Annotated in this window: 18 protein-coding genes; 8 read left to right on the top strand and 10 right to left on the bottom strand. The window is 60.7% G+C overall.

Annotated elements, in window-relative coordinates; all coding sequences use genetic code 11:
• Window positions 1-69 precede the first annotated feature (69 nt).
• The 4 genes from nadC (at window position 70) to hofC (ending at window position 4,231) form a co-directional block, all read left to right on the top strand.
• Window positions 70-960 (top strand): carboxylating nicotinate-nucleotide diphosphorylase, encoded by an 891-nt coding sequence (gene nadC / locus ACJ8PL_RS15765; RefSeq protein WP_016929074.1) that lies wholly within the window; start codon window positions 70-72, stop codon window positions 958-960.
• A 189-nt stretch (window positions 961-1,149) separates the two neighbouring features.
• Window positions 1,150-1,587, top strand: a complete 438-nt coding sequence (ppdD, locus tag ACJ8PL_RS15770) for a prepilin peptidase-dependent pilin (protein ID WP_016929075.1) — start codon at window positions 1,150-1,152, stop codon at window positions 1,585-1,587.
• 5 nt (window positions 1,588-1,592) lie between these two features.
• Window positions 1,593-3,035, top strand: a complete 1,443-nt coding sequence (gene gspE / locus ACJ8PL_RS15775) for a type II secretion system protein GspE (protein ID WP_442531269.1) — start codon at window positions 1,593-1,595, stop codon at window positions 3,033-3,035.
• The gene (gene hofC / locus ACJ8PL_RS15780) at window positions 3,032-4,231 is read left to right on the top strand and encodes a protein transport protein HofC (RefSeq protein ID WP_016929077.1); all 1,200 of its coding nucleotides are present in this window, start codon (window positions 3,032-3,034) and stop codon (window positions 4,229-4,231) included. Before gspE ends, hofC begins: the two co-directional genes overlap by 4 nt.
• Window positions 4,232-4,283: 52 nt before the next feature.
• On the opposite strand, the gene ACJ8PL_RS15785 is transcribed toward hofC, so the two are convergent.
• Complete coding sequence (locus ACJ8PL_RS15785; RefSeq protein ID WP_442531270.1) at window positions 4,284-5,327, bottom strand: GMP reductase; 1,044 nt, start codon at window positions 5,325-5,327, stop codon at window positions 4,284-4,286.
• A gap of 362 nt (window positions 5,328-5,689) precedes the next feature.
• Here ACJ8PL_RS15785 and coaE point away from each other — a divergent pair, with 362 nt between their 5' ends.
• The 3 genes from coaE to yacG are packed head-to-tail and all read left to right on the top strand — an operon-like array spanning window position 5,690 to window position 7,305.
• Window positions 5,690-6,304 (top strand): dephospho-CoA kinase, encoded by a 615-nt coding sequence (gene coaE, locus ACJ8PL_RS15790; protein ID WP_079451066.1) that lies wholly within the window; start codon window positions 5,690-5,692, stop codon window positions 6,302-6,304.
• Between the two features lie 5 nt (window positions 6,305-6,309).
• A complete protein-coding gene (gene zapD / locus ACJ8PL_RS15795; RefSeq protein WP_121976316.1) occupies window positions 6,310-7,062 on the top strand; it encodes a cell division protein ZapD in 753 nt (250 codons plus the stop codon).
• Between the two features lie 51 nt (window positions 7,063-7,113).
• Complete coding sequence (gene yacG, locus ACJ8PL_RS15800; protein ID WP_004932737.1) at window positions 7,114-7,305, top strand: DNA gyrase inhibitor YacG; 192 nt, start codon at window positions 7,114-7,116, stop codon at window positions 7,303-7,305.
• A gap of 39 nt (window positions 7,306-7,344) precedes the next feature.
• Here yacG and mutT read toward each other — a convergent pair whose 3' ends face one another.
• From mutT to secM, 3 genes are all read right to left on the bottom strand, one after another.
• The gene (gene mutT, locus ACJ8PL_RS15805; RefSeq protein ID WP_028127851.1) at window positions 7,345-7,749 is read right to left on the bottom strand and encodes an 8-oxo-dGTP diphosphatase MutT; all 405 of its coding nucleotides are present in this window, start codon (window positions 7,747-7,749) and stop codon (window positions 7,345-7,347) included.
• Between the two features lie 81 nt (window positions 7,750-7,830).
• Complete coding sequence (gene secA, locus ACJ8PL_RS15810; RefSeq protein ID WP_033641260.1) at window positions 7,831-10,539, bottom strand: preprotein translocase subunit SecA; 2,709 nt, start codon at window positions 10,537-10,539, stop codon at window positions 7,831-7,833.
• Window positions 10,540-10,621: 82 nt separating this feature from the next.
• Window positions 10,622-11,152, bottom strand: coding sequence for a secA translation cis-regulator SecM (gene secM / locus ACJ8PL_RS15815; RefSeq protein WP_033641259.1), 531 nt, complete (start codon window positions 11,150-11,152; stop codon window positions 10,622-10,624).
• A 26-nt stretch (window positions 11,153-11,178) separates the two neighbouring features.
• Here secM and ACJ8PL_RS15820 point away from each other — a divergent pair, with 26 nt between their 5' ends.
• On the top strand, window positions 11,179-11,694 hold the full coding sequence (locus ACJ8PL_RS15820; protein ID WP_004932751.1) for a DUF721 domain-containing protein: 516 nt from the start codon (window positions 11,179-11,181) through the stop codon (window positions 11,692-11,694).
• A gap of 99 nt (window positions 11,695-11,793) precedes the next feature.
• On the opposite strand, the gene lpxC is transcribed toward ACJ8PL_RS15820, so the two are convergent.
• The 6 genes from lpxC to murC all read right to left on the bottom strand — a co-directional run bounded on the left by lpxC (window position 11,794) and on the right by murC (window position 18,538).
• Window positions 11,794-12,711 carry a UDP-3-O-acyl-N-acetylglucosamine deacetylase gene (gene lpxC, locus ACJ8PL_RS15825; protein WP_004932754.1) on the bottom strand — a complete coding sequence of 306 codons (918 nt, stop codon included), beginning with the start codon at window positions 12,709-12,711 and terminating at the stop codon, window positions 11,794-11,796.
• A gap of 103 nt (window positions 12,712-12,814) precedes the next feature.
• The gene (gene ftsZ, locus ACJ8PL_RS15830) at window positions 12,815-13,969 is read right to left on the bottom strand and encodes a cell division protein FtsZ (protein ID WP_004932757.1); all 1,155 of its coding nucleotides are present in this window, start codon (window positions 13,967-13,969) and stop codon (window positions 12,815-12,817) included.
• Between the two features lie 74 nt (window positions 13,970-14,043).
• Window positions 14,044-15,300 carry a cell division protein FtsA gene (ftsA, locus tag ACJ8PL_RS15835; protein ID WP_004932758.1) on the bottom strand — a complete coding sequence of 419 codons (1,257 nt, stop codon included), beginning with the start codon at window positions 15,298-15,300 and terminating at the stop codon, window positions 14,044-14,046.
• A complete protein-coding gene (gene ftsQ, locus ACJ8PL_RS15840) occupies window positions 15,297-16,148 on the bottom strand; it encodes a cell division protein FtsQ (RefSeq protein ID WP_004932761.1) in 852 nt (283 codons plus the stop codon). Before ftsQ ends, ftsA begins: the two co-directional genes overlap by 4 nt.
• A 1-nt stretch (window position 16,149) precedes the next feature.
• Complete coding sequence (locus ACJ8PL_RS15845; protein ID WP_049300164.1) at window positions 16,150-17,070, bottom strand: D-alanine--D-alanine ligase; 921 nt, start codon at window positions 17,068-17,070, stop codon at window positions 16,150-16,152.
• Window positions 17,063-18,538 carry a UDP-N-acetylmuramate--L-alanine ligase gene (gene murC, locus ACJ8PL_RS15850; RefSeq protein WP_079450084.1) on the bottom strand — a complete coding sequence of 492 codons (1,476 nt, stop codon included), beginning with the start codon at window positions 18,536-18,538 and terminating at the stop codon, window positions 17,063-17,065. Before murC ends, ACJ8PL_RS15845 begins: the two co-directional genes overlap by 8 nt.
• Window positions 18,539-18,616: the final 78 nt, after the last annotated feature.

Consider the following 18,616-nt stretch of genomic DNA (forward strand, 5'->3'; position numbering starts at 1 on the left):
GGTGGTACTTATTCCTGCAACAGAGTAGCATGTTCCCCTACGATCTAACCGTCCATTTCGGAGTTTTCCATGCCGACACGCCGCTACAGTGCCGACAGTCGCCGCACCGAGCTTCTTGAACGAATTGAAAGTGATATTCCCTATGCCGTCGCCCAGGCGCTGCGCGAAGACCTGGGGGGGGAAGTCGACGCCGGGCGCGATATTACCGCGCAATTGTTACCGGCAGACAAACAGGCCGAAGCCACCGTCATCACCCGCGAAGCCGGCGTGTTCTGTGGCCGCCGCTGGCTGAACGAAGTCTTTATTCAGTTGGGCAATCAGGTGCAGGTGGAGTGGCTGGTGGCGGACGGCGACCGTCTGACGCCGAACCAACCGCTCTGCCGGCTGCGCGGCCCGGCGCGGGTGATGCTGACCGGCGAGCGCACCGCGCTGAACTTCGTGCAGACGCTCTCCGGCGTGGCGACCGAGGTCAGCCGCTACGTGGCCCTGCTGGAAGGGACCCGGACTCGCCTGCTCGATACCCGCAAAACCTTGCCCGGCCTGCGCACCGCGCTGAAATACGCCGTGCTGTGCGGGGGCGGGAGCAACCACCGGCTGGGGCTGTCCGATGCCTTCCTGATCAAGGAAAACCACATCATCGCCTCCGGCTCGATCAAAAACGCAGTGGAAAAAGCCTTCTGGCTGCACGCCGACGTGCCGGTGGAAGTGGAAGTCGAATCGCTCGATGAACTGCAGCAGGCGCTGGATGCCGGCGCCGACATCATCATGCTGGACAACTTCAGCGTCGAGATGATGCGTCAGGCGGTCGCCCAAACCCAGGGCCGCGCCCAGCTGGAAGTGTCCGGCAACGTCACCAGTGAGACGCTGCGCACCTTCGCCGACACCGGAGTGGATTACATTTCGGTCGGCGCGCTGACCAAGCACATCACTGCACTCGATCTGTCGATGCGCTTCAAATGATCCCCTCCCCCCCGGCCGCCGCCGGGGGCGTTACCGTAAAATTGCGAACCCCCTCTCACCGTTTTTTTCACCGCTGCAAACCACATCATTACTGATGGAGGCGCGCCGAGAAACGCGTAAAAGCCTCTCGCCGTGCCCCCGAGCAAGCCGCTACCGTTGTCTTCCACACCCCAATGGAGGAAACAACGCATGGAAACGCAACGCGGCTTTACCCTGATAGAACTGATGGTGGTGATCGCCATCATCGCCATCCTCAGCGCCATCGGCATTCCCGCCTACCAGCGCTACATCCAGAAAGCGGCGATGACCGACATGCTGCAAACCATGGCGCCGTATAAAATGGCGGTCGAGCTGTGCGTGCTGGACGAAGGCACGCCCGCCGGCTGCGAGGCCGGCAGCAAAGGCATTCCCACCGGCGGCACGTCGCGCTATGTCAGCGGGGTGAAAGTCGTCAAAGGCGTGATCACGCTGACCGGCAGCCAAACGCTGCAGGGCCTGGCGGTGGCATTAACCCCCAAGTCGAACGCCGATGGACTGACCCGCTGGACCCGGCTGTGCAGCAGCGAAAACGCGACGCTGGTTGAGGTGTGCCAGGAAGTCTTCCGCTTCGACAACGCGGCGGAGTAACGGCGATGAATGCGCAAATCAGCGAAGAGGTTCACGCCCTGTGCCGGCGCTATCAGGCGCTGGCGCTGAGCGAAGACCCGACCACCCTGACGGTCGCGCTCAGCGAAGAAGCGCCGCAGGGGCTGCTGGCGGCGCTGCGTTTCGCCACCGGCAAGCGCATCCATTTGGAACAATGGCCGGCGGCCAGGCTGGAGATGGCGCTGAACCAGCACCACGAGCCGCTCCCGGCGCCATTGACGGCCGAAGAGGACACGACCGACATCGCCTACCCCGACGACGGCGATGCGCCGGTGGTACAGTTCATCAACCAGACGCTGCGCCTGGCTATTCAGCGCCGCACCTCGGACATCCACTTCGAGCCCTTTCGGCAGCATTTTCGCATTCGTCTGCGCATCGACGGCGTGCTGCAAACCCTCGCCTCACCGCCGCCGCAGCTGGCCGCGCGCCTCATCGCCCGGCTGAAGATCCTCGGCCAGCTGGATATCGCCGAGCGCCGTCAGCCTCAGGACGGGCAGCTCAGCCTGACGCTGGACAGCGCGCGCTATGCCATGCGTATCGCCACCCTGCCGACGTTGCACGGCGAAAAAGTGGTGCTGCGCGTTCAGCAGGGTGAGCAGCAGGAGCTGCCGCTGGATCAACTGGGCATGAGCCGGGCGGATCTGACGCGCTACGCGGCGGCGTTAACCTGCCCGCAAGGTTTGATCCTGGTGACCGGCCCGACCGGCAGCGGCAAAACGGTGACGCTGTACAGCGGTCTGCGCCAGTTGAACGATGCGCAGAGCAACCTGTGCAGCGTCGAGGATCCGGTCGAGATCCCGCTGTTCGGCATTAATCAGACCCAGATCAACGCCAAAACCGAGCTGAGCTTCGCCCGAGTGCTGCGCGCCCTGCTGCGCCAGGATCCGGACGTCATCATGATCGGCGAGATCCGCGATGCGGAAACCGCCGAGATCGCGGTCAAGGCCGCGCAAACCGGCCACCTGGTGCTGTCGACGCTGCATACCAACTCCACCGGCGAGACCCTGACGCGGCTGATGCACATGGGTATCCCCGGCTACCTGCTCGCCGGCTGCCTGAAGCTGGTCGTCGCCCAGCGGCTGGTGCGCAGGCTGTGTCGCCACTGCCGCTACCCGCACAGCCAGCCGACGCATTTTCCCACCGCGATCTGGCCGGAACCGCTGACCGCCTGGCGTGCCGACGGCTGCGAGCACTGCTTCGGCGGCTACTATGGACGCATCGGCGTGTATGAACTGTTGGCCATTACGCCGGAAATTCAGGCAGCATTGCTGGCGAACGCCGCTCCCAGTCTGCTGGCGGATATCGCCCGCGAACAGGGGCAGCTTTCGCTACTGCAGGCGGGTCTGGCGCTGGCCGCCGAAGGCACGACCTCGCTGGAAGAACTGTACCGCGTCATCGACGTCGTCCGGCTCGGCGTAACCACGCCATGAAAGCGCGCCGGTTGTTTCTGTGGCAGGCCTTCGACGCTCAGGGCGCCTTACGCCGCGGCGAACTGATGAGCGATGAAAAGCGGCAGGTGAGCAGGTTGCTGATCGAACAAGGCCTGCAACCTTGGCGGATCGGGCACGGCAAACGCGTCACGCCCGGCCAATGGCGCGGAGAACCCTTAATCCACTTCACCCGCCAGCTCGCTACCTTGTTGCAGGCCGGGCTGCCGCTGGTCAATACGCTGCAGCTTCTGGCGGCAGAGCACCCTTCGGCAGCCTGGCGTTGCCTGTTGCGCCTGTTGGCAGAACAGGTGCGCGAAGGGCAGCCGCTCTCCGAAAGCCTTGCCGCGCAACCAGGCGTTTTTCCACCGATCTATCGCCAACTGATCGCCATCGGCGAACTGACCGGCAACCTCGATCGCTGCTGCCTGCAGTTGGCGCAACAGCAGGAGGCTCAGCACCTGCTGCGCCGCAAAGTGACCAAAGCGCTGCGGTATCCCCTTTTCATCTGTGCGGTGGCGCTGCTGGTCAGCGTGCTGATGCTGGTGATGGTGCTGCCGGAATTTGCCAAGGTTTATCAGTCGTTCGATGCGCCGCTGCCTTGGTTTACCCAAGGGTTATTGGGGCTGTCCGCGCTGCTGATCGCCGTTGGCCCCTATTTGGCGCTGCTGCTCGGCGCGTCGCTGTTCGGCTACTTCCGCTGGTTGCATCCGCGCCCTCCGTGGCGCCAACGCGAACAGGCCGCCTTGCTGCGCCTGCCGCTGATTGCCCGGCTGGTGAACGGCGGCGCGCTGAGCCAAACGTTTCGTATCCTGACCATGACCCAACGCGCGGGGCTGACGCTGGTGGAAGGCTTGAACGCGGCGGCGCTGGCGGCGGATCATCTGCTGTACCGGCAGGCGCTGGAGCAGGTGCAACGGCAGATCGCCGAAGGCGAAGCGTTTCATCAGGCCCTGGGTCTGCAACCGCTGTTTCCGCCACTGTGCCGGCAGCTGGTGCGGGTGGGCGAGGAGTCCGGTTCGCTGGACGCCTTGCTGGATAAGTTGGCGCAGTGGTATGAACGGCAGACGCACGAGCTGGCCGATACGCTGGCGCAAACGCTGGAGCCGCTGCTGATGCTGGTGGTGGGCGGGATTGTCGGCGCTTTGGTGATCGCCATGTATCTGCCTATCTTTCAACTGGGCAGCGTGCTGGGATAAAGAAGAGGATAGCGGGCGCCGCGGTGCGCGGCGCCCGAATGCAAGCTGCGGCTTATTTGCTGCCGAAGACGCGGTTTTCCTGCTCCGCCACGCGGATAAAGGTGGTGCGCTTGGTCAGCTCTTTCAGACGCTCGGCGCCGACGTAGGTGCAGGCGGAACGCAGGCCGCCGAGGATATCGCGCACGGTAAACTCCACCTCGCCCCGCAGCGGCAGCTTGACGGTTTTCCCTTCAGCCGCGCGATACTCCGCTACGCCACCGACGTGGCGCTTCATCGCCGACTCGGAGCTCATGCCGTAGAACAGCATGAACTTCTCGCCGTTCTCTTCCACCACGGTGCCTTCGCACTCGTCGTGGCCGGCCAGCATGCCGCCCAGCATCACGAAGTCCGCGCCGCCGCCGAAGGCTTTGGCGACATCGCCCGGCACCGAACAGCCGCCGTCGCTGACGATTTGGCCGCCCAACCCATGGGCCGCGTCGGCGCATTCGATCACCGCCGACAGCTGCGGGTAGCCCACGCCGGTCTTCACGCGGGTGGTGCATACCGACCCCGGGCCGATGCCAACTTTAACGATGTCGGCGCCGGAGAGGATCAACTCTTCCACCATCTCGCCGGTGACCACGTTACCTGCGCAGATGACGTGATCCGGGCAGGCTTCGCGCGCTTTCTGCAGGAAGGCGACAAAGTGTTCAGAGTAGCCGTTGGCCACGTCGATACAGATGAATTTCAGCGCCGGAGACAGGGCCAGGATCTGCTGCATTTTGGCGAAGTCGGCTTCGGAGGTGCCGGTGGAGACCATCACGTGGCGCAGCACCGATTCCGGCATGCGCTGCACGAAGTCAGCCCATCGCTCGACGCTGTAATGTTTGTGTACGGCGGTGAGAACGTCGAAAGAAGCCAGGGCCTCGGCCATGCGGAAGGTGCCCACCGTGTCCATGTTGGCCGCGATAATCGGCACGCCGGACCAGCTGCAACCTGAATGCTTGAAGGCAAACTGACGTTCCAGTTCAACCTCGGAGCGGCTTTTCAGCGTGGAGCGCTTAGGGCGGATCAACACGTCTTTAAAGCCCAACTTCAAATCTTCTTCAATACGCATGACTTATGATTTCCTGGTTAATGGCGACGGATCGCAAGGAGGATATTCGAACCTCTGCCCGACGGCTTTCCAGTGGCGCAAAAAGACGGCGGCGAGATTAATGCCAGTTCCAGTGACGTTATAATACGCGCTAATAATCGCCGAACAAGACTGCGAATTCGCCTTTATTTACGCTACAATCCGACAAATTTACCTGCATAATCGCAGTGTGATTGCCCGCTCATTTTTGCCGTGCCGCTGCGTTTTTTCTCGCCACCCGATCGGTGCCGATGCGCAAGCGCCGCCTGCCGACTTGCACTTCTGCGCGATCGCTTTATGATTCGACTATTATTTTTTTATGAACATCGGATGCACCTAACACCATGGCCTACATTGTTGCGTTGACCGGGGGCATAGGCAGCGGCAAGACGACCGTCGCGAACGCCTTTGCGCGCCACGGCGCAACCCTTGTCGACGCCGACGTGATCGCCCGTCAGGTCGTCGAGCCGGGCACCCCTGCCTTGGCCGCGATCGCCGAACGATTTGGTAATGAAATGTTGCTGCCGGACGGCGCGTTGAACCGCGCTGCGCTGCGTCAGCGCATCTTCAGCCATCCCGATGACAAAACCTGGCTGAACCAGCTGCTGCACCCGCTGATACACCGTGAAACCCAGCGCCAACTGGCGCAGGCCACCAGCCCGTACGCGCTGTGGGTGGTACCGCTGCTGGTGGAAAACGGTCTGCAGGATCGCGCCGATCGGGTGCTGGTGATCGACGTCGACGCCGAAACCCAGCTGGCTCGCACCATCGCGCGCGACGGCGTCAGCCGTGAGCAAGCGCAGAGCATTCTCGCCGCCCAGGCCACGCGCCAGCAGCGCCTCGCCGTGGCGGATGACATTATTGACAACAGCGGCGCCGCTCAGGGGATAGAGCCACAGGTCGCCGCACTGCATCGTCGCTACCTTGAACTGGCGGCAACAGCGCCCCAACAGGATTAAACTGCATGAGTGATGTTTCCCCAACCGTTCTCTTTGAACACCCGCTGAACGAAAAAATGCGCACCTGGCTGCGCATCGAATTCCTGCTGCAACAGCTGCACGGCCAACGCGCCCTGAGCGAGACCGCCATCGCCCTCACCTTCTTTCGCACCGTCTCCGATTTGCTGGACGTGCTGGAGCGCGGCGAAGTACGCACCGAACTGCTCAAAGAGTTGGAACGCCAGCAGCAGAAACTGTTGGCCTGGGCCGATGTGCCGGGCGTGGATATGGCGCTGATCGACCAGCTGCGTGGCCAGCTGAAGTCGCGCTCATCGGCGCTGATGGCGGCGCCGCGCCTCGGCCAGGCGCTGCGCGAAGACCGGCTGATCGGCCTGGTGCGTCAGCGGCTGAATATTCCCGGCGGCTGCTGCAGCTTCGATCTGCCGACCCTGCACATGTGGATGCACGCGCCGCAGCAGGATCGCGATGCCGACGTCGCCGCCTGGCTGCAGTCGCTGGATCCGCTGAACCAGGCGCTGATCATAGTGTTGGATCTGATCCGCCAATCCGGGCCGTTCCGCAATCAAATCAGTCTGAACGGTTTTTTCCAGGACAACGCCGAAGGGGCGGATCTGCTGCGCTTGCGCCTCCATCTGGCACCGCAGCTTTATCCGCAGATTTCCGGCCATAAGACGCGCTATGCCATTCGTTTCCTGCCGCTGGATAGCGAAAATGGCGCGGTGCCTGAACGCCTGACGTTCGAACTGGCCTGTTGTTGAACTTGTGAAAGAAAGCCTTCTCAGCACTGACAGAAGGCGTAAGGAACCGTTATGACGACCGTAGTAAAATGCCCAACCTGTGGCACCGGCGTGGTTTGGGGTGAAGTCAGCCCATTCCGGCCGTTTTGCAGCAAACGCTGCCAGCTGATCGATCTCGGCGAGTGGGCCGATGAAGAGAAGCGCATTCCGAGCAACAGCGATCTGTCGGAAAGCGAAGACTGGAGTGAAATGGACGATCGCTGATCGCCCGCTATTGGCCTGGCGGACGCCAGGCCAACCTTGTTATTGCGCGGCGTTCGCCTGCGCCACCAGCAATTGAATAATGCCGACATTGGCTTCGGGGAACTCGTCTTCACGCAGATCCGCCTGTTTTACCCAGCGCATCGGTTGCCCCTCACGGCCGAACGGCTCACCCGCCCAGGCTTCTACCAGATAAAAATTCAGCGTCACGATACGATCGCTGAAGCGGTGCTCCACCACCTCCAGCAGTTCGGCACGTTCGGCTTCGATACCGGTCTCTTCCCGCAGCTCGCGGCTCAACGCCTGTTCCGGCGTTTCACCCTGTTCGATCTTGCCGCCGGGAAACTCCCAGAATCCGGCCATGTGCGCGTCAGCGGCGCGGCGGGTAATAAAAATTTCCCGCTGAGCATTACGGATGATGCCCACGGCGATATTCAGATGTTTCATCTCACCCTCCTGATGGGTGTCAAAAAAACAGGGGCTCAGCAAGCTGAACCCCTGGGTGTTATCGGTCAACCGCGGCCGGCATTACTGCAGGCGACCGTGGCACTGCTTGTATTTCTTGCCGGAACCGCATGGGCAAGGATCGTTGCGGCCCACTTTACGCTCGGCGGTCGCCGGTGCATTCGGATCTTCAGTCGCCAGCGCGTTCTCGTCGTGGTGGCTCAGCTGTTGCTGCTGCGCCAGACGCTCGGCCTCTTCACGGCGCTGCTGTTCCAGCGCTTCCACCTCTTCCGGCATCCGCACCTGTACCTTGCTCAGCACGCTGATCACTTCATATTTCAGCGATTCCAGCATGGTGGCGAACATGTTGAAGGATTCACGCTTGTACTCCTGCTTCGGATCCTTCTGCGCGTAACCGCGCAGGTGGATACCCTGGCGCAGGTAGTCCATCGCCGCCAGATGCTCTTTCCACAGAGAATCCAGCGTCTGCAGCATCACGCCCTTCTCGAAGTTGCGCATCATCTCGCTGCCGACCACTTCTTCCTTACGCTGATACTGCTCTTTGGCGTTCTCCAGAATGCGTTCGCGCAGCGTCTCTTCGTGCAGCTCCGGCTCTTTGTCCAGCCACTGGGCAATCGGCATCTCCAGATCGAAGTCGTTCTTCAGGCGCTCTTCCAGCCCCTGAATGTCCCACTCTTCTTCCAGCGACTGAGGCGTGATGTAGTTGTCGATGGTGCTCTTGAACACGTCCTCGCGGATGCTGGCGATGGTTTCGCTCACGTCGGACACGTCCAGCAATTCGTTGCGTTGGCTATAGATGGCACGGCGCTGATCGTTGGCGACGTCGTCGTATTCCAGCAGCTGCTTACGGATGTCGAAGTTGCGGCTCTCTACCTTGCGCTGAGCATTGGCGATCGCCTTGGTCACCCACGGGTGCTCAATCGCTTCGCCTTCTTTCATACCCAGTTTACGCATCATGCCGGACACGCGATCCGAGGCGAAGATACGCATTAGGGCATCTTCCATCGACAGGTAGAAGCGGGATGAACCGGCGTCGCCCTGACGACCGGAACGGCCGCGCAGCTGGTTATCGATACGGCGCGATTCATGGCGCTCGGTGCCGATAATATGCAGGCCGCCCGCCGCCAGCACCGCGTCGTGGCGCTCTTTCCAGGCGGCTTTGATAGCTTCGATCTGCTCTTCGGTCGGTTCTTCCAGCAGCGCCACTTCGGCCTGCCAGCTGCCGCCCAGCACGATGTCGGTACCACGGCCCGCCATGTTGGTAGCGATGGTCACCGCACCGCTTTGGCCGGCCTGGGCGACGATGTCCGCTTCCATGGCGTGGAATTTGGCGTTCAGCACCTTGTGGTCGATGCCCGCTTTGGTCAGCTCACGGGACACCACTTCGGATTTCTCGATTGAGATGGTACCCACCAGCACCGGTTGGCCTTTGGCGGTACGCTCGCGGATATCTTCAATGATGGCGCCGATCTTCTCTTTCTCGGTCATGTACACCAGATCCGGCATATCCTTACGGATCATCGGACGGTTGGTTGGCACCACGATCGTGTCCAGCTTGTAGATCGAACTGAATTCGAAGGCTTCGGTATCGGCGGTACCGGTCATCCCGGCCAGCTTCTCGTACAGACGGAAGTAGTTCTGGAAGGTGATCGAAGCCAGCGTCTGGTTCTCGTTCTGGATCTCCACGCCTTCTTTGGCTTCCACCGCCTGGTGCAGACCGTCGGACCAACGGCGGCCCTGCATGGTACGGCCGGTGTGTTCATCGACGATGATCACTTCACCATCTTTCACGATGTAGTCCACGTCGCGGGTGAACAGCACGTGGGCGCGCAGCGCGGCGGTAACGTGGTGCATCAGCATGATGTTGGTCGGCGAGTACAGCGATTCGCCTTCATCCATGATGCCGGCGTCCACCAGCATCTCTTCGATCAGGATCAGACCGCGTTCGGTCAGGTGGACCTGACGCGCCTTCTCGTCCACCGAGAAGTGCCCTTCACCCTTGAAGGTGTCGGAGTCTTCTTTTTCCTGGCGGATCAGTTTAGGGATCAGCTTGTTGACCTTGATGTACATCTCAGAGCTGTCTTCGGCCGGGCCGGAGATGATCAGCGGCGTACGCGCTTCATCGATCAGGATGGAGTCCACCTCATCCACCAGCGCATAGTGCAGTTTGCGCTGCACGCGCTCTTCCGGGCTGAACGCCATGTTGTCGCGCAGGTAGTCGAAGCCGTATTCGTTGTTGGTGCCGTAGGTGATGTCGGCGGCGTAAGCTTCGCGCTTGGCCGGCGCCGGCATGCCCGGCAGGTTGATGCCGATGCTCAGGCCGAGGAACTCGAACAGCGGACGGTTGTTTTCGGCGTCACGCTGCGCCAGATAGTCGTTGACGGTCACGACGTGCACGCCGCGGCCGCTCAGGGCGTTCAGGTAGGCCGGCAGCGTCGCGGTCAGGGTTTTACCTTCACCGGTGCGCATCTCGGCGATGCAGCGATCGTTCAGCACCATGCCGCCCAGCAGCTGCACGTCGAAGTGACGCATGCCGAACACGCGCTTGCTCGCCTCGCGCACCACGGCGAAGGCTTCAGGGATCAGGCTGTCCAGCGACTCGCCTTTCTCCAGGCGTGCGCGGAACTCGTTGGTTTTCGCTTTCAGCTCGTCATCGGACAGTTTTTCCATGTCCGGTTCCATGCGGTTGATCTGCTCAACCACTTTGCGCATGCGGCGCAGGGTACGATCGTTACGGCTGCCAAAAACTTTGGTTAATAATTTCACTAACATGATGTTTGATATCTCTGTCATGACCGCCGAACACGGCAGTCAACTTGCTATTATTTATGGTTTTTGTGCCCGAAGGGCGAGATCAGACGAGGGCGGCAGGCCCGGCGCGAATGCCCTGCACCTGCGCCACCCACAGGCCGGTCTGGTGCCGCGCCAGCGTGGGCAGCACCTCAAGGTGAGTGTGGCGAATGATGGTCGGCGGCTTCGGCTCGTGCGTCAGCAGCGCGTTGAGGGTAGACAGCAGCGCCAGTTGCGCTACCTGCAAAGGGGGTTCCGCTTCGGCTTCGCTCTCCTGCACCCGCGCATAAACCGCCTGCGGCGCCAGCGCGAAAGAGAGGTGACGAATGACGGTGCGCAGCGCATGTTGCTGCCAGTAATCTACGCTGAAGGTAGGACGGCGATGCGCGTCCTGCAGCAGGGCCAGGCTGTTGAACGTGCCATTGGCCGAATTTTGCCGGTTAAGGCTGGACGACGTATTCGGCAGTGCGGCCTGATCGGGGGCGCCGGACAAATTGGAAGACGCGCCAAGCGTGGCCGCAACCATCCCTAACAGGAGATGGGGCCAGAAATAACGTCTGCCAAATTGTCGCCAACGATTTAGAATACCGATCACGAGTTTATAATCCGCCGGAGCCCATTATGCGCGATAGCCGTCCACAATTATTAGATGTCCTGTTCGACGACGCGTCTGCCGGCAGCAAAGGGCCGCTGCATAACGTCCAGCAACGCGCGGTGGCGCTGCTCAAGCTTAACCGTGCAGTGAAGGGCCTGTTGCCCGCACCCCTGCATCCCTGGTGCCGCGTCGCGAATTTCCGACAGGGTATTTTAGTGCTCGAAACGGCAAATGCCAGTTGGATGATGCGCTTGCGCTACGAACAACCCGCTTTGCTGTCTGCACTACGAGCGCAAATTCTACCATCATTGTCGTCGATCGACATCAGGATTAATCCGGCCTTGATGGCGAAAGGCAGCAACCAAGTGCAAAACGCAGAGAAAGCGCCGGAAAAACCCGTGCCGATGCGGCATTTGAGTCTGGAAAGTGCGGAAGAGCTGAGAGGGTTGGCGAGCCGTAGCCCGGAGAAACTGCGCAAGATATTGGAACGGCTGGCTGCATTGGCCGGAGAGGGTACCAACACAACCAGTCGTGATAAGTAATCAGCGACACAAACTGCAAAACAGCCGGCATCATGAGCCTGAATGATCAGGCTCTCAGGGGATGCGCCTGCCGTTATTCGCAGGCGAGGAATTCGGACCTTACGCCAATACGGTAGACGGCGCCTTGAATGCCAACGGCATTTCGGCTTCGTCCTGGAAGGTCACGTATTCCCACGCTTCCTGCTTGGCCAGTACGGCCTGCAGCAGTTTGTTGTTCAGCGCGTGGCCAGACTTGAACGCGGTGAATGCGCCAATGATGTTGTGGCCACACATGAACAGGTCGCCGATGGCGTCCAGCATTTTGTGACGTACGAATTCGTCTTCGAAACGCAGACCGTCTTCGTTCAGCACGCGATAGTCATCTACCACGATGGCGCAATCGAAGCTGCCGCCCAGGGCCAAGCCGCGGGACTGCAGGTATTCAATGTCGCGCATGAACCCGAAGGTGCGCGCACGGCTGATTTGACGCACGAACGACTCAGCCGAGAAATCAAGACGGTAGCGCTGAGAGCTGGCGTCGATAGCCGGGTGGTTGAAGTCGATGGTGAAGTCCAGGCGGAACCCGTTGTGCGGGGACAGCTCGGCCCATTTGTCGCCGTCTTCAACGCGTACGGTCTCTTTCAGACGCAGGAATTTCTTCGCCGAGTTCAGTTCTTCGATACCGGCATCCAGCAGCAAGAACACGAACGGACTGGCGCTGCCGTCCATGATTGGGATTTCAGCGGCGTCGACTTCAATGACGATGTTGTCGATGCCCAGCCCAGCCAGCGCGGCGTTGAGGTGCTCAACGGTCGAAATACGCACGTCATGCTCATTCACCAGGCAAGTACAGAGCATGGTATCACGCACGGATTTTGCATCAGCCGGAAAATCAACCGGTGGATTCAAGTCAGTGCGACGATAGATGACCCCGGTATTAGCCGGCGCTGGGCGCATTGTCAGCGTGACTTTCTTGCCGGTATGCAAACCGACGCCAGTCGCCTGAACAATACGTTTTAATGTCCTTTGTTTGATCATCGTTTTATCTCGCAATGTTATCCATCCTACCAGCCAAGCATACAGCATGGCCGGCGGGACAGTTTAGCACAAAGAGCGGAGATTCCAAATTCTCAGGATATTCTTAGTCTGCCTGTTTACGCAGGAAGGCTGGAATATCAAGATAGTCGGGCTCTTTATTCGGCTGCGCAGCTTGGTCGTTGACCACCTTGGCGGCAGGTTTCACTTCCTGCGGCAGAGGCGACATGCCGTGCTGCTGATAACGGTGATCCATCACTGGCTGGCTGGCCTGCTTATTGGTCACCAGAGTGATTTCTGGACGCTTGTCCATACCGATACCGGTTGCAACCACGGTTACGCGCAGTTCGTCGTTCATTTCCGGATCCAGCGAGGTACCGATAACCACTGTAGCGTTGTCGGAAGCGAACGCACGGATGGTGTTACCCACGGTTTCGAACTCATCCAGACGCAGATCGAAGCCAGCGGTAATGTTGACCAGCACGCCGCGCGCGCCGGACAGGTCGATGTCTTCCAGCAGCGGGCTGGAGATCGCCATTTCGGCCGCTTCTTCGGCACGGTCTTCACCGCAAGCCACGCCGGAACCCATCATCGCGTAGCCCATTTCGGACATCACGGTGCGCACGTCGGCGAAGTCGACGTTCATCAGGCCCGGACGGGTGATCAGCTCGGCGATACCCTGCACCGCGCCTTTCAGCACGTCGTTGGCCGCACCGAACGCGTCCAGCAGAGAGATCCCGCGCCCCAGCACTTTCAACAGCTTGTCGTTCGGGATGGTGATCAGCGAGTCCACGTGTTTGGACAGCTCAGCGATACCCTGCTCCGCGAATGCCATGCGCTTCTTGCCTTCGAAGTTAAAAGGCTTGGTCACCACGGCCACGGTCAGAATACCCAAATCTTTAGCCACTTCAGCCACCACTGGCGCCGCACCGGTACCGGTACCGCCGCCCATGCCGGCTGCGATGAAGACCATGTCTGCGCCGTCCAGCGCTGCGCGCAGGGCTTCGCGGTCTTCTTCCGCTGAATTGCGACCCACCTCAGGGTTCGCGCCCGCACCCAGACCTTTGGTAATACCGCTACCAATCTGGATGGTTTGGCCAACCGCCGTTTTGCGGAGCGCCTGGGCGTCCGTGTTCACAGCGAAGAATTCAACACCTTCGATGCGCTCGCGCACCATGTGTTCAACGGCGTTGCCACCGCCGCCGCCGACGCCGATGACTTTAATCACCGCGTCATTGGTTAGTTCCATTGGTTCAAACATAGTTTCTCTCCGTTTTGTGCCTGTCGCTGCGAGATCATAAAAAGATTACTCAGCATGATCTCTTTGTTGAAACATTAAAACTCTTTTCTCAGCCAGCTATTGATGCGTTTAAACCAATTGCCCACCGAGGCGCGTTTTTCTACTTCCGTCTCACCGCTCAGGTGAGACTCTTTTCCATAGTGCAGCAGACCTACCGCCGTCGAGTAGTAAGGCTCCTGCGCATAATCCGTCAGACCCGTGATGTTCAAGGGTTGGCCGATGCGTACCTGGGTGTGGAACACCCGTTGCGCACAGGCTGCCAGACCATCAATCTGGGCGGCGCCACCGGTCAGCACGATACCTGCCGCCAGATGATGCTTCACCCCTTGCTGACGCAGTTGCTCCTGCAATTGCAAAATTTCATCGTTAACCAGATTCAACAGTTCGGTGTAGCGTGGCTCAATGACTTCAGCCAGCGTCTGTCTTTGCAGACTGCGTGGGGGACGTCCCCCAACGCTAGGCACCTCTACATTCTCATCCTTGCTAACAATCGACCCAAGCGCACAACCGTGTCGAACTTTAATCGCTTCCGCGTCGGTCGGCGGCGTGCCAAAGGCGTAAGCGATGTCGCTGGTGACCACGTTCCCGGCGTAAGGGATCACTTTGGTGTGGCGCAGCGCGCCGCCGGTGTACACCGCCATATCCATGGTGCCGCCACCGATATCCACCACGCAAACGCCGAGTTCGCGTTCATCTTCGGTCAGCACCGCGTAGCTCGCGGCCAGACCGGCGAAAATAAGTTGGTCAACTTTCAGGCCGCAACGTTCCACGGCCTTGACGATGTTCTTCGCCATATCGTTATGGCAGGTAATCAGATGCACCTTGGCCTGCATGCGCACGCCGGACAGCCCAACCGGGTTTTTGATGCCTTCCTGATAATCGATGGCGTATTCCTGAGGAATCACATGCAGGATGCGGTGTTCGTCGCGCACGCGCACCGATTTGGCGGTGTGCACCACGTTCTCCACGTCGTCCTGCGTCACTTCCTCTTCCGAGATCGGCACCATACCGATTTCGTTCTGGCAGCTGATGTGCTTGCCCGACAGCGCCAGATACACTGACGAGATCTGGCAGTCCGCCATCAGCTCGGCCTGATCGATGGCGCGCTGTACGCACTTCACCACCGACTCCAGGTCGTTTACGCCGCCCTTATCCATGCCGCGAGACGGGCAGCTGCCCACCCCGATAATGTTGACCATGCCATCGGGCAGAACTTCCCCTACCAATGCGGAGACTTTTGCAGTACCGATCTCCAGTCCAACTACCAGTTTTCTGTCCGTCGACTTGATCATTGTTGTTTTGCCTGTGCCTGATTCTGTTGCTGATTACTGTTTTGCTGACCGCCAAGCGCCTGCGGATCGACCAACACCGGAGCCCACCCTACCGAAGCGCCGGACTCGTAGCGCAGATCGACATAGCTGACACGCTTGCTCTCCGCCTGGCCCTGCTGTTGCAATACCGGGTAAAGCTCGATAAACCGCTGCAAACGCCCGTTGCGGTCATCGCGCCCCAGCTCAAGCCGAACATCGTTGTCCAGCGCCAGCTGCCAGGAATGGCGCGCGGTCATCGCCGCCATTTTCAGCGTATATTTGCTGGCCGCCAACGTGGCGCTCATCGCCCGATAGCCCTCCAGCACATCCTGCTCGCTCCCTTCCGGCCCGTAGAGCAGTGGCAACTTCTGCTTGCCCGCCCGCTCCGCCGGCACGCTGAACGCTTTGCCCTCGGCGTCCACCATGTGCAAATCGTTCCAGCGCGCCACCGGGACGTACTCCACCAGATGGATCTTCAGCTCATCCGGCCATTGTTTGCGCACGCTGGCCTGCTTGATCCACGGCAGACGTTCGATCTGCTGCTGGATGACGTCCACATCCTGCGTCATAAAGGTGCCGGGTGCGCCCAGCGCCAGGATCGCCTGACGAATATCATCGTTGGTGGTGTAGTGGCGTTCGCCGGTCACCACCAGCCTTGAGAGCGGCAGGCGACTGGCGTCTTTCATCCAGCCAAGCACCGCCCAACCGCTCCACACGACCGTTCCCAACACCATCAGCAGGAAAATCATTCCCGCCAACTGGGTTCCATTGCTGCGGCGCGGGCCGTTATCCACCTCGCGATCGCGCGCATTCAGGGCAGCTTGCGACATATCAGTCGGCCAACTCCAAAATTCTCGCCACTAGCTGCGAGAAGCTTAATCCAAACTGGCGCGCTGCCATCGGCACCAGGCTATGACTGGTCATGCCCGGAGAGGTGTTCACCTCAAGCAGATAGAAGCTGCCATCGCTGTCTTGCATTACGTCGACGCGGCCCCAGCCGCTGCAGTCCAGACCGCGGTAGGCGCGCAGCGCCAATGCCGCCATCTCGGCTTCCTGCTCGGCGCTCAAACCGCTCGGGCAGAAGTACTGCGTATCGTCCGAAATGTACTTGGCCTGGTAGTCGTAAAACACACCGGCCGGCTGGATGCGGATCGACGGCAGCACCTGGTCGCCCAGCATTGCCACGGTGTATTCCGGCCCGCTCAACCACTTCTCCACCAGCACATCGTCGTCATGGCGGAAGGCTTCTTCCAACGCCGCTTCCAACGCAGCGCTCTCGGTGACCTTGCTCATGCCGACGCTGGAGCCTTCACGGCTTGGCTTGACGATCAGCGGCAGACCGAGATCCGCCACGCGCGCCAGCAGCGCCGCTTTTTCGGTGCCGAAGTACAGTTGGCGATTCAACGCCACGTAAGGCGCCACCGGCAAGCCCATCGACTGCCACACCATCTTGGTGCGCCATTTGTCCATGGTCAGCGCCGAGGCCATCACGCCGCTGCCGGTATAAGGCAGCTCGAGGAACTCCAGGAGCCCCTGCAGGGTGCCATCCTCGCCGCCGCGGCCGTGCAGCGCGATAAACACTTTGGTGAACCCCTGCTCTTTCAGCTGGGTCACCGGGAAATCGCGGGTATCGACGCCGTGCGCATCGATACCGGCTTCGCGCAACCCGGCCAGCACCGCGGCGCCGGATTGCAGAGAAACGTCACGTTCAGCGGAGGTGCCGCCCAGCAGAACTGCAACTTTATCAGCCATGGTGCTCCTCCTCTTTCTTCGGCGGCTGCAGCTTCAGCTCGGCCAGTTTACGGGCGATTTTGCCCACGTTACCGGCGCCCTGCACCAGCACCAGGTCTTCATCCTGCAGCAGCTGCGCCAGCGTTTCCGGCACGCTATCGGCATCGGAAACCAGGATCGGATCCAGCTTGCCGCGGCTGCGGATGGTGCGGCACAGCGAGCGGCTGTCCGCGCCCGGGATCGGCGCTTCGCCGGCGGCGTACACGTCGAGCATCAGCAGCACATCCACCTGCGACAGCACGTTGGCGAAATCGTCGTACAGATCGCGAGTACGCGTGTAGCGGTGCGGCTGGAAGATCATCACCAGACGCTTGTCCGGCCAACCGGCGCGCGCCGCCTTCAGCGTGGCGTCCACTTCGGTCGGATGGTGGCCGTAGTCGTCCACCAGCATCGCGCTGCCCGCTTTGCCGTTGACCGGCTCCAGCGGGAACTCGCCGAGGAAATCGAAGCGACGCCCGGTACCCTGGAAACCCGCCAGCGCGCGCAGGATATCTTCGTCGTCGATGCCTTCTTCGGTCGCTACCGCTACCGCCGCCGCCGCGTTCAACGCATTGTGGCGGCCCGGCGCGTTCAGCGTCACCGTCAGCAACGGCTTGTCCTGACGGCTCAGGGTAAAGTGCCCCTGCGGCCCAATCTGCCGGTAGTCTTCGATGCGCACATCAGCATCTTCATTGAAGCCATAAGTGGTGATATGGCGACCCACGCGCGGCAACAGCTCGCGCACTACCGGATCGTCGATGCACATCACCGCACGGCCGTAGAACGGCAGGTTGTGCAAGAAATTGATAAACGTCTGCTTCAGGTTCTCGAAGTCGCCCTGGTAAGTGTCCATATGGTCGGCTTCGATGTTGGTGACCACGGCCACCATCGGCTGCAGGTGCAGGAACGACGCATCGCTCTCATCCGCTTCCGCGATCAGATAACGGCTGGACCCCAGTCGCGCGTGGGTGCCTGCCGCCTTCACCAGCCCGCCATTGACGAAGGTCGGGTCCAGGCGGGCTTCGGCATAAATGCTCGAGACCATCGCCGTGGTGGTGGTTTTGCCGTGCGTGCCGGCGATAGCAATGCCGTGGCGAAAACGCATCAGCTCCGCCAGCATTTCAGCGCGGCGGATCACCGGGATGCGCGCTTCACGAGCGGCGACGATCTCCGGGTTGTCGGCGGAGATGGCGGTAGACACCACCACCACGCTCGCATCCAGCACGTTTTCCGGACGGTGATTGAAGTAAATCGTCGCCCCGAGCGCGCTCAACTGTTGGGTCACCGGATTCGGCGCCAGGTCGGAGCCGCTGATCTGATACCCTTCGTTTGCCAACACTTCGGCGATACCACCCATGCCGGCACCACCGATGCCGACAAAGTGAATGTGCCGGACGCGACGCATCTCGGGCACGATAGTACGTAGTTTCGCCAGTTGTTGTGTATTCATCACTCTCTCTAATCCGGATCCGGTACCCCGGCCCTACATCACATTGCTTTTATTCAGGTTCGGCGCGCCGAACCCCTG

Origin of the sequence: Serratia sp. CY83965, from assembly GCF_052166375.1 — a bacterium.
GTDB lineage: Bacteria > Pseudomonadota > Gammaproteobacteria > Enterobacterales > Enterobacteriaceae > Serratia > Serratia marcescens.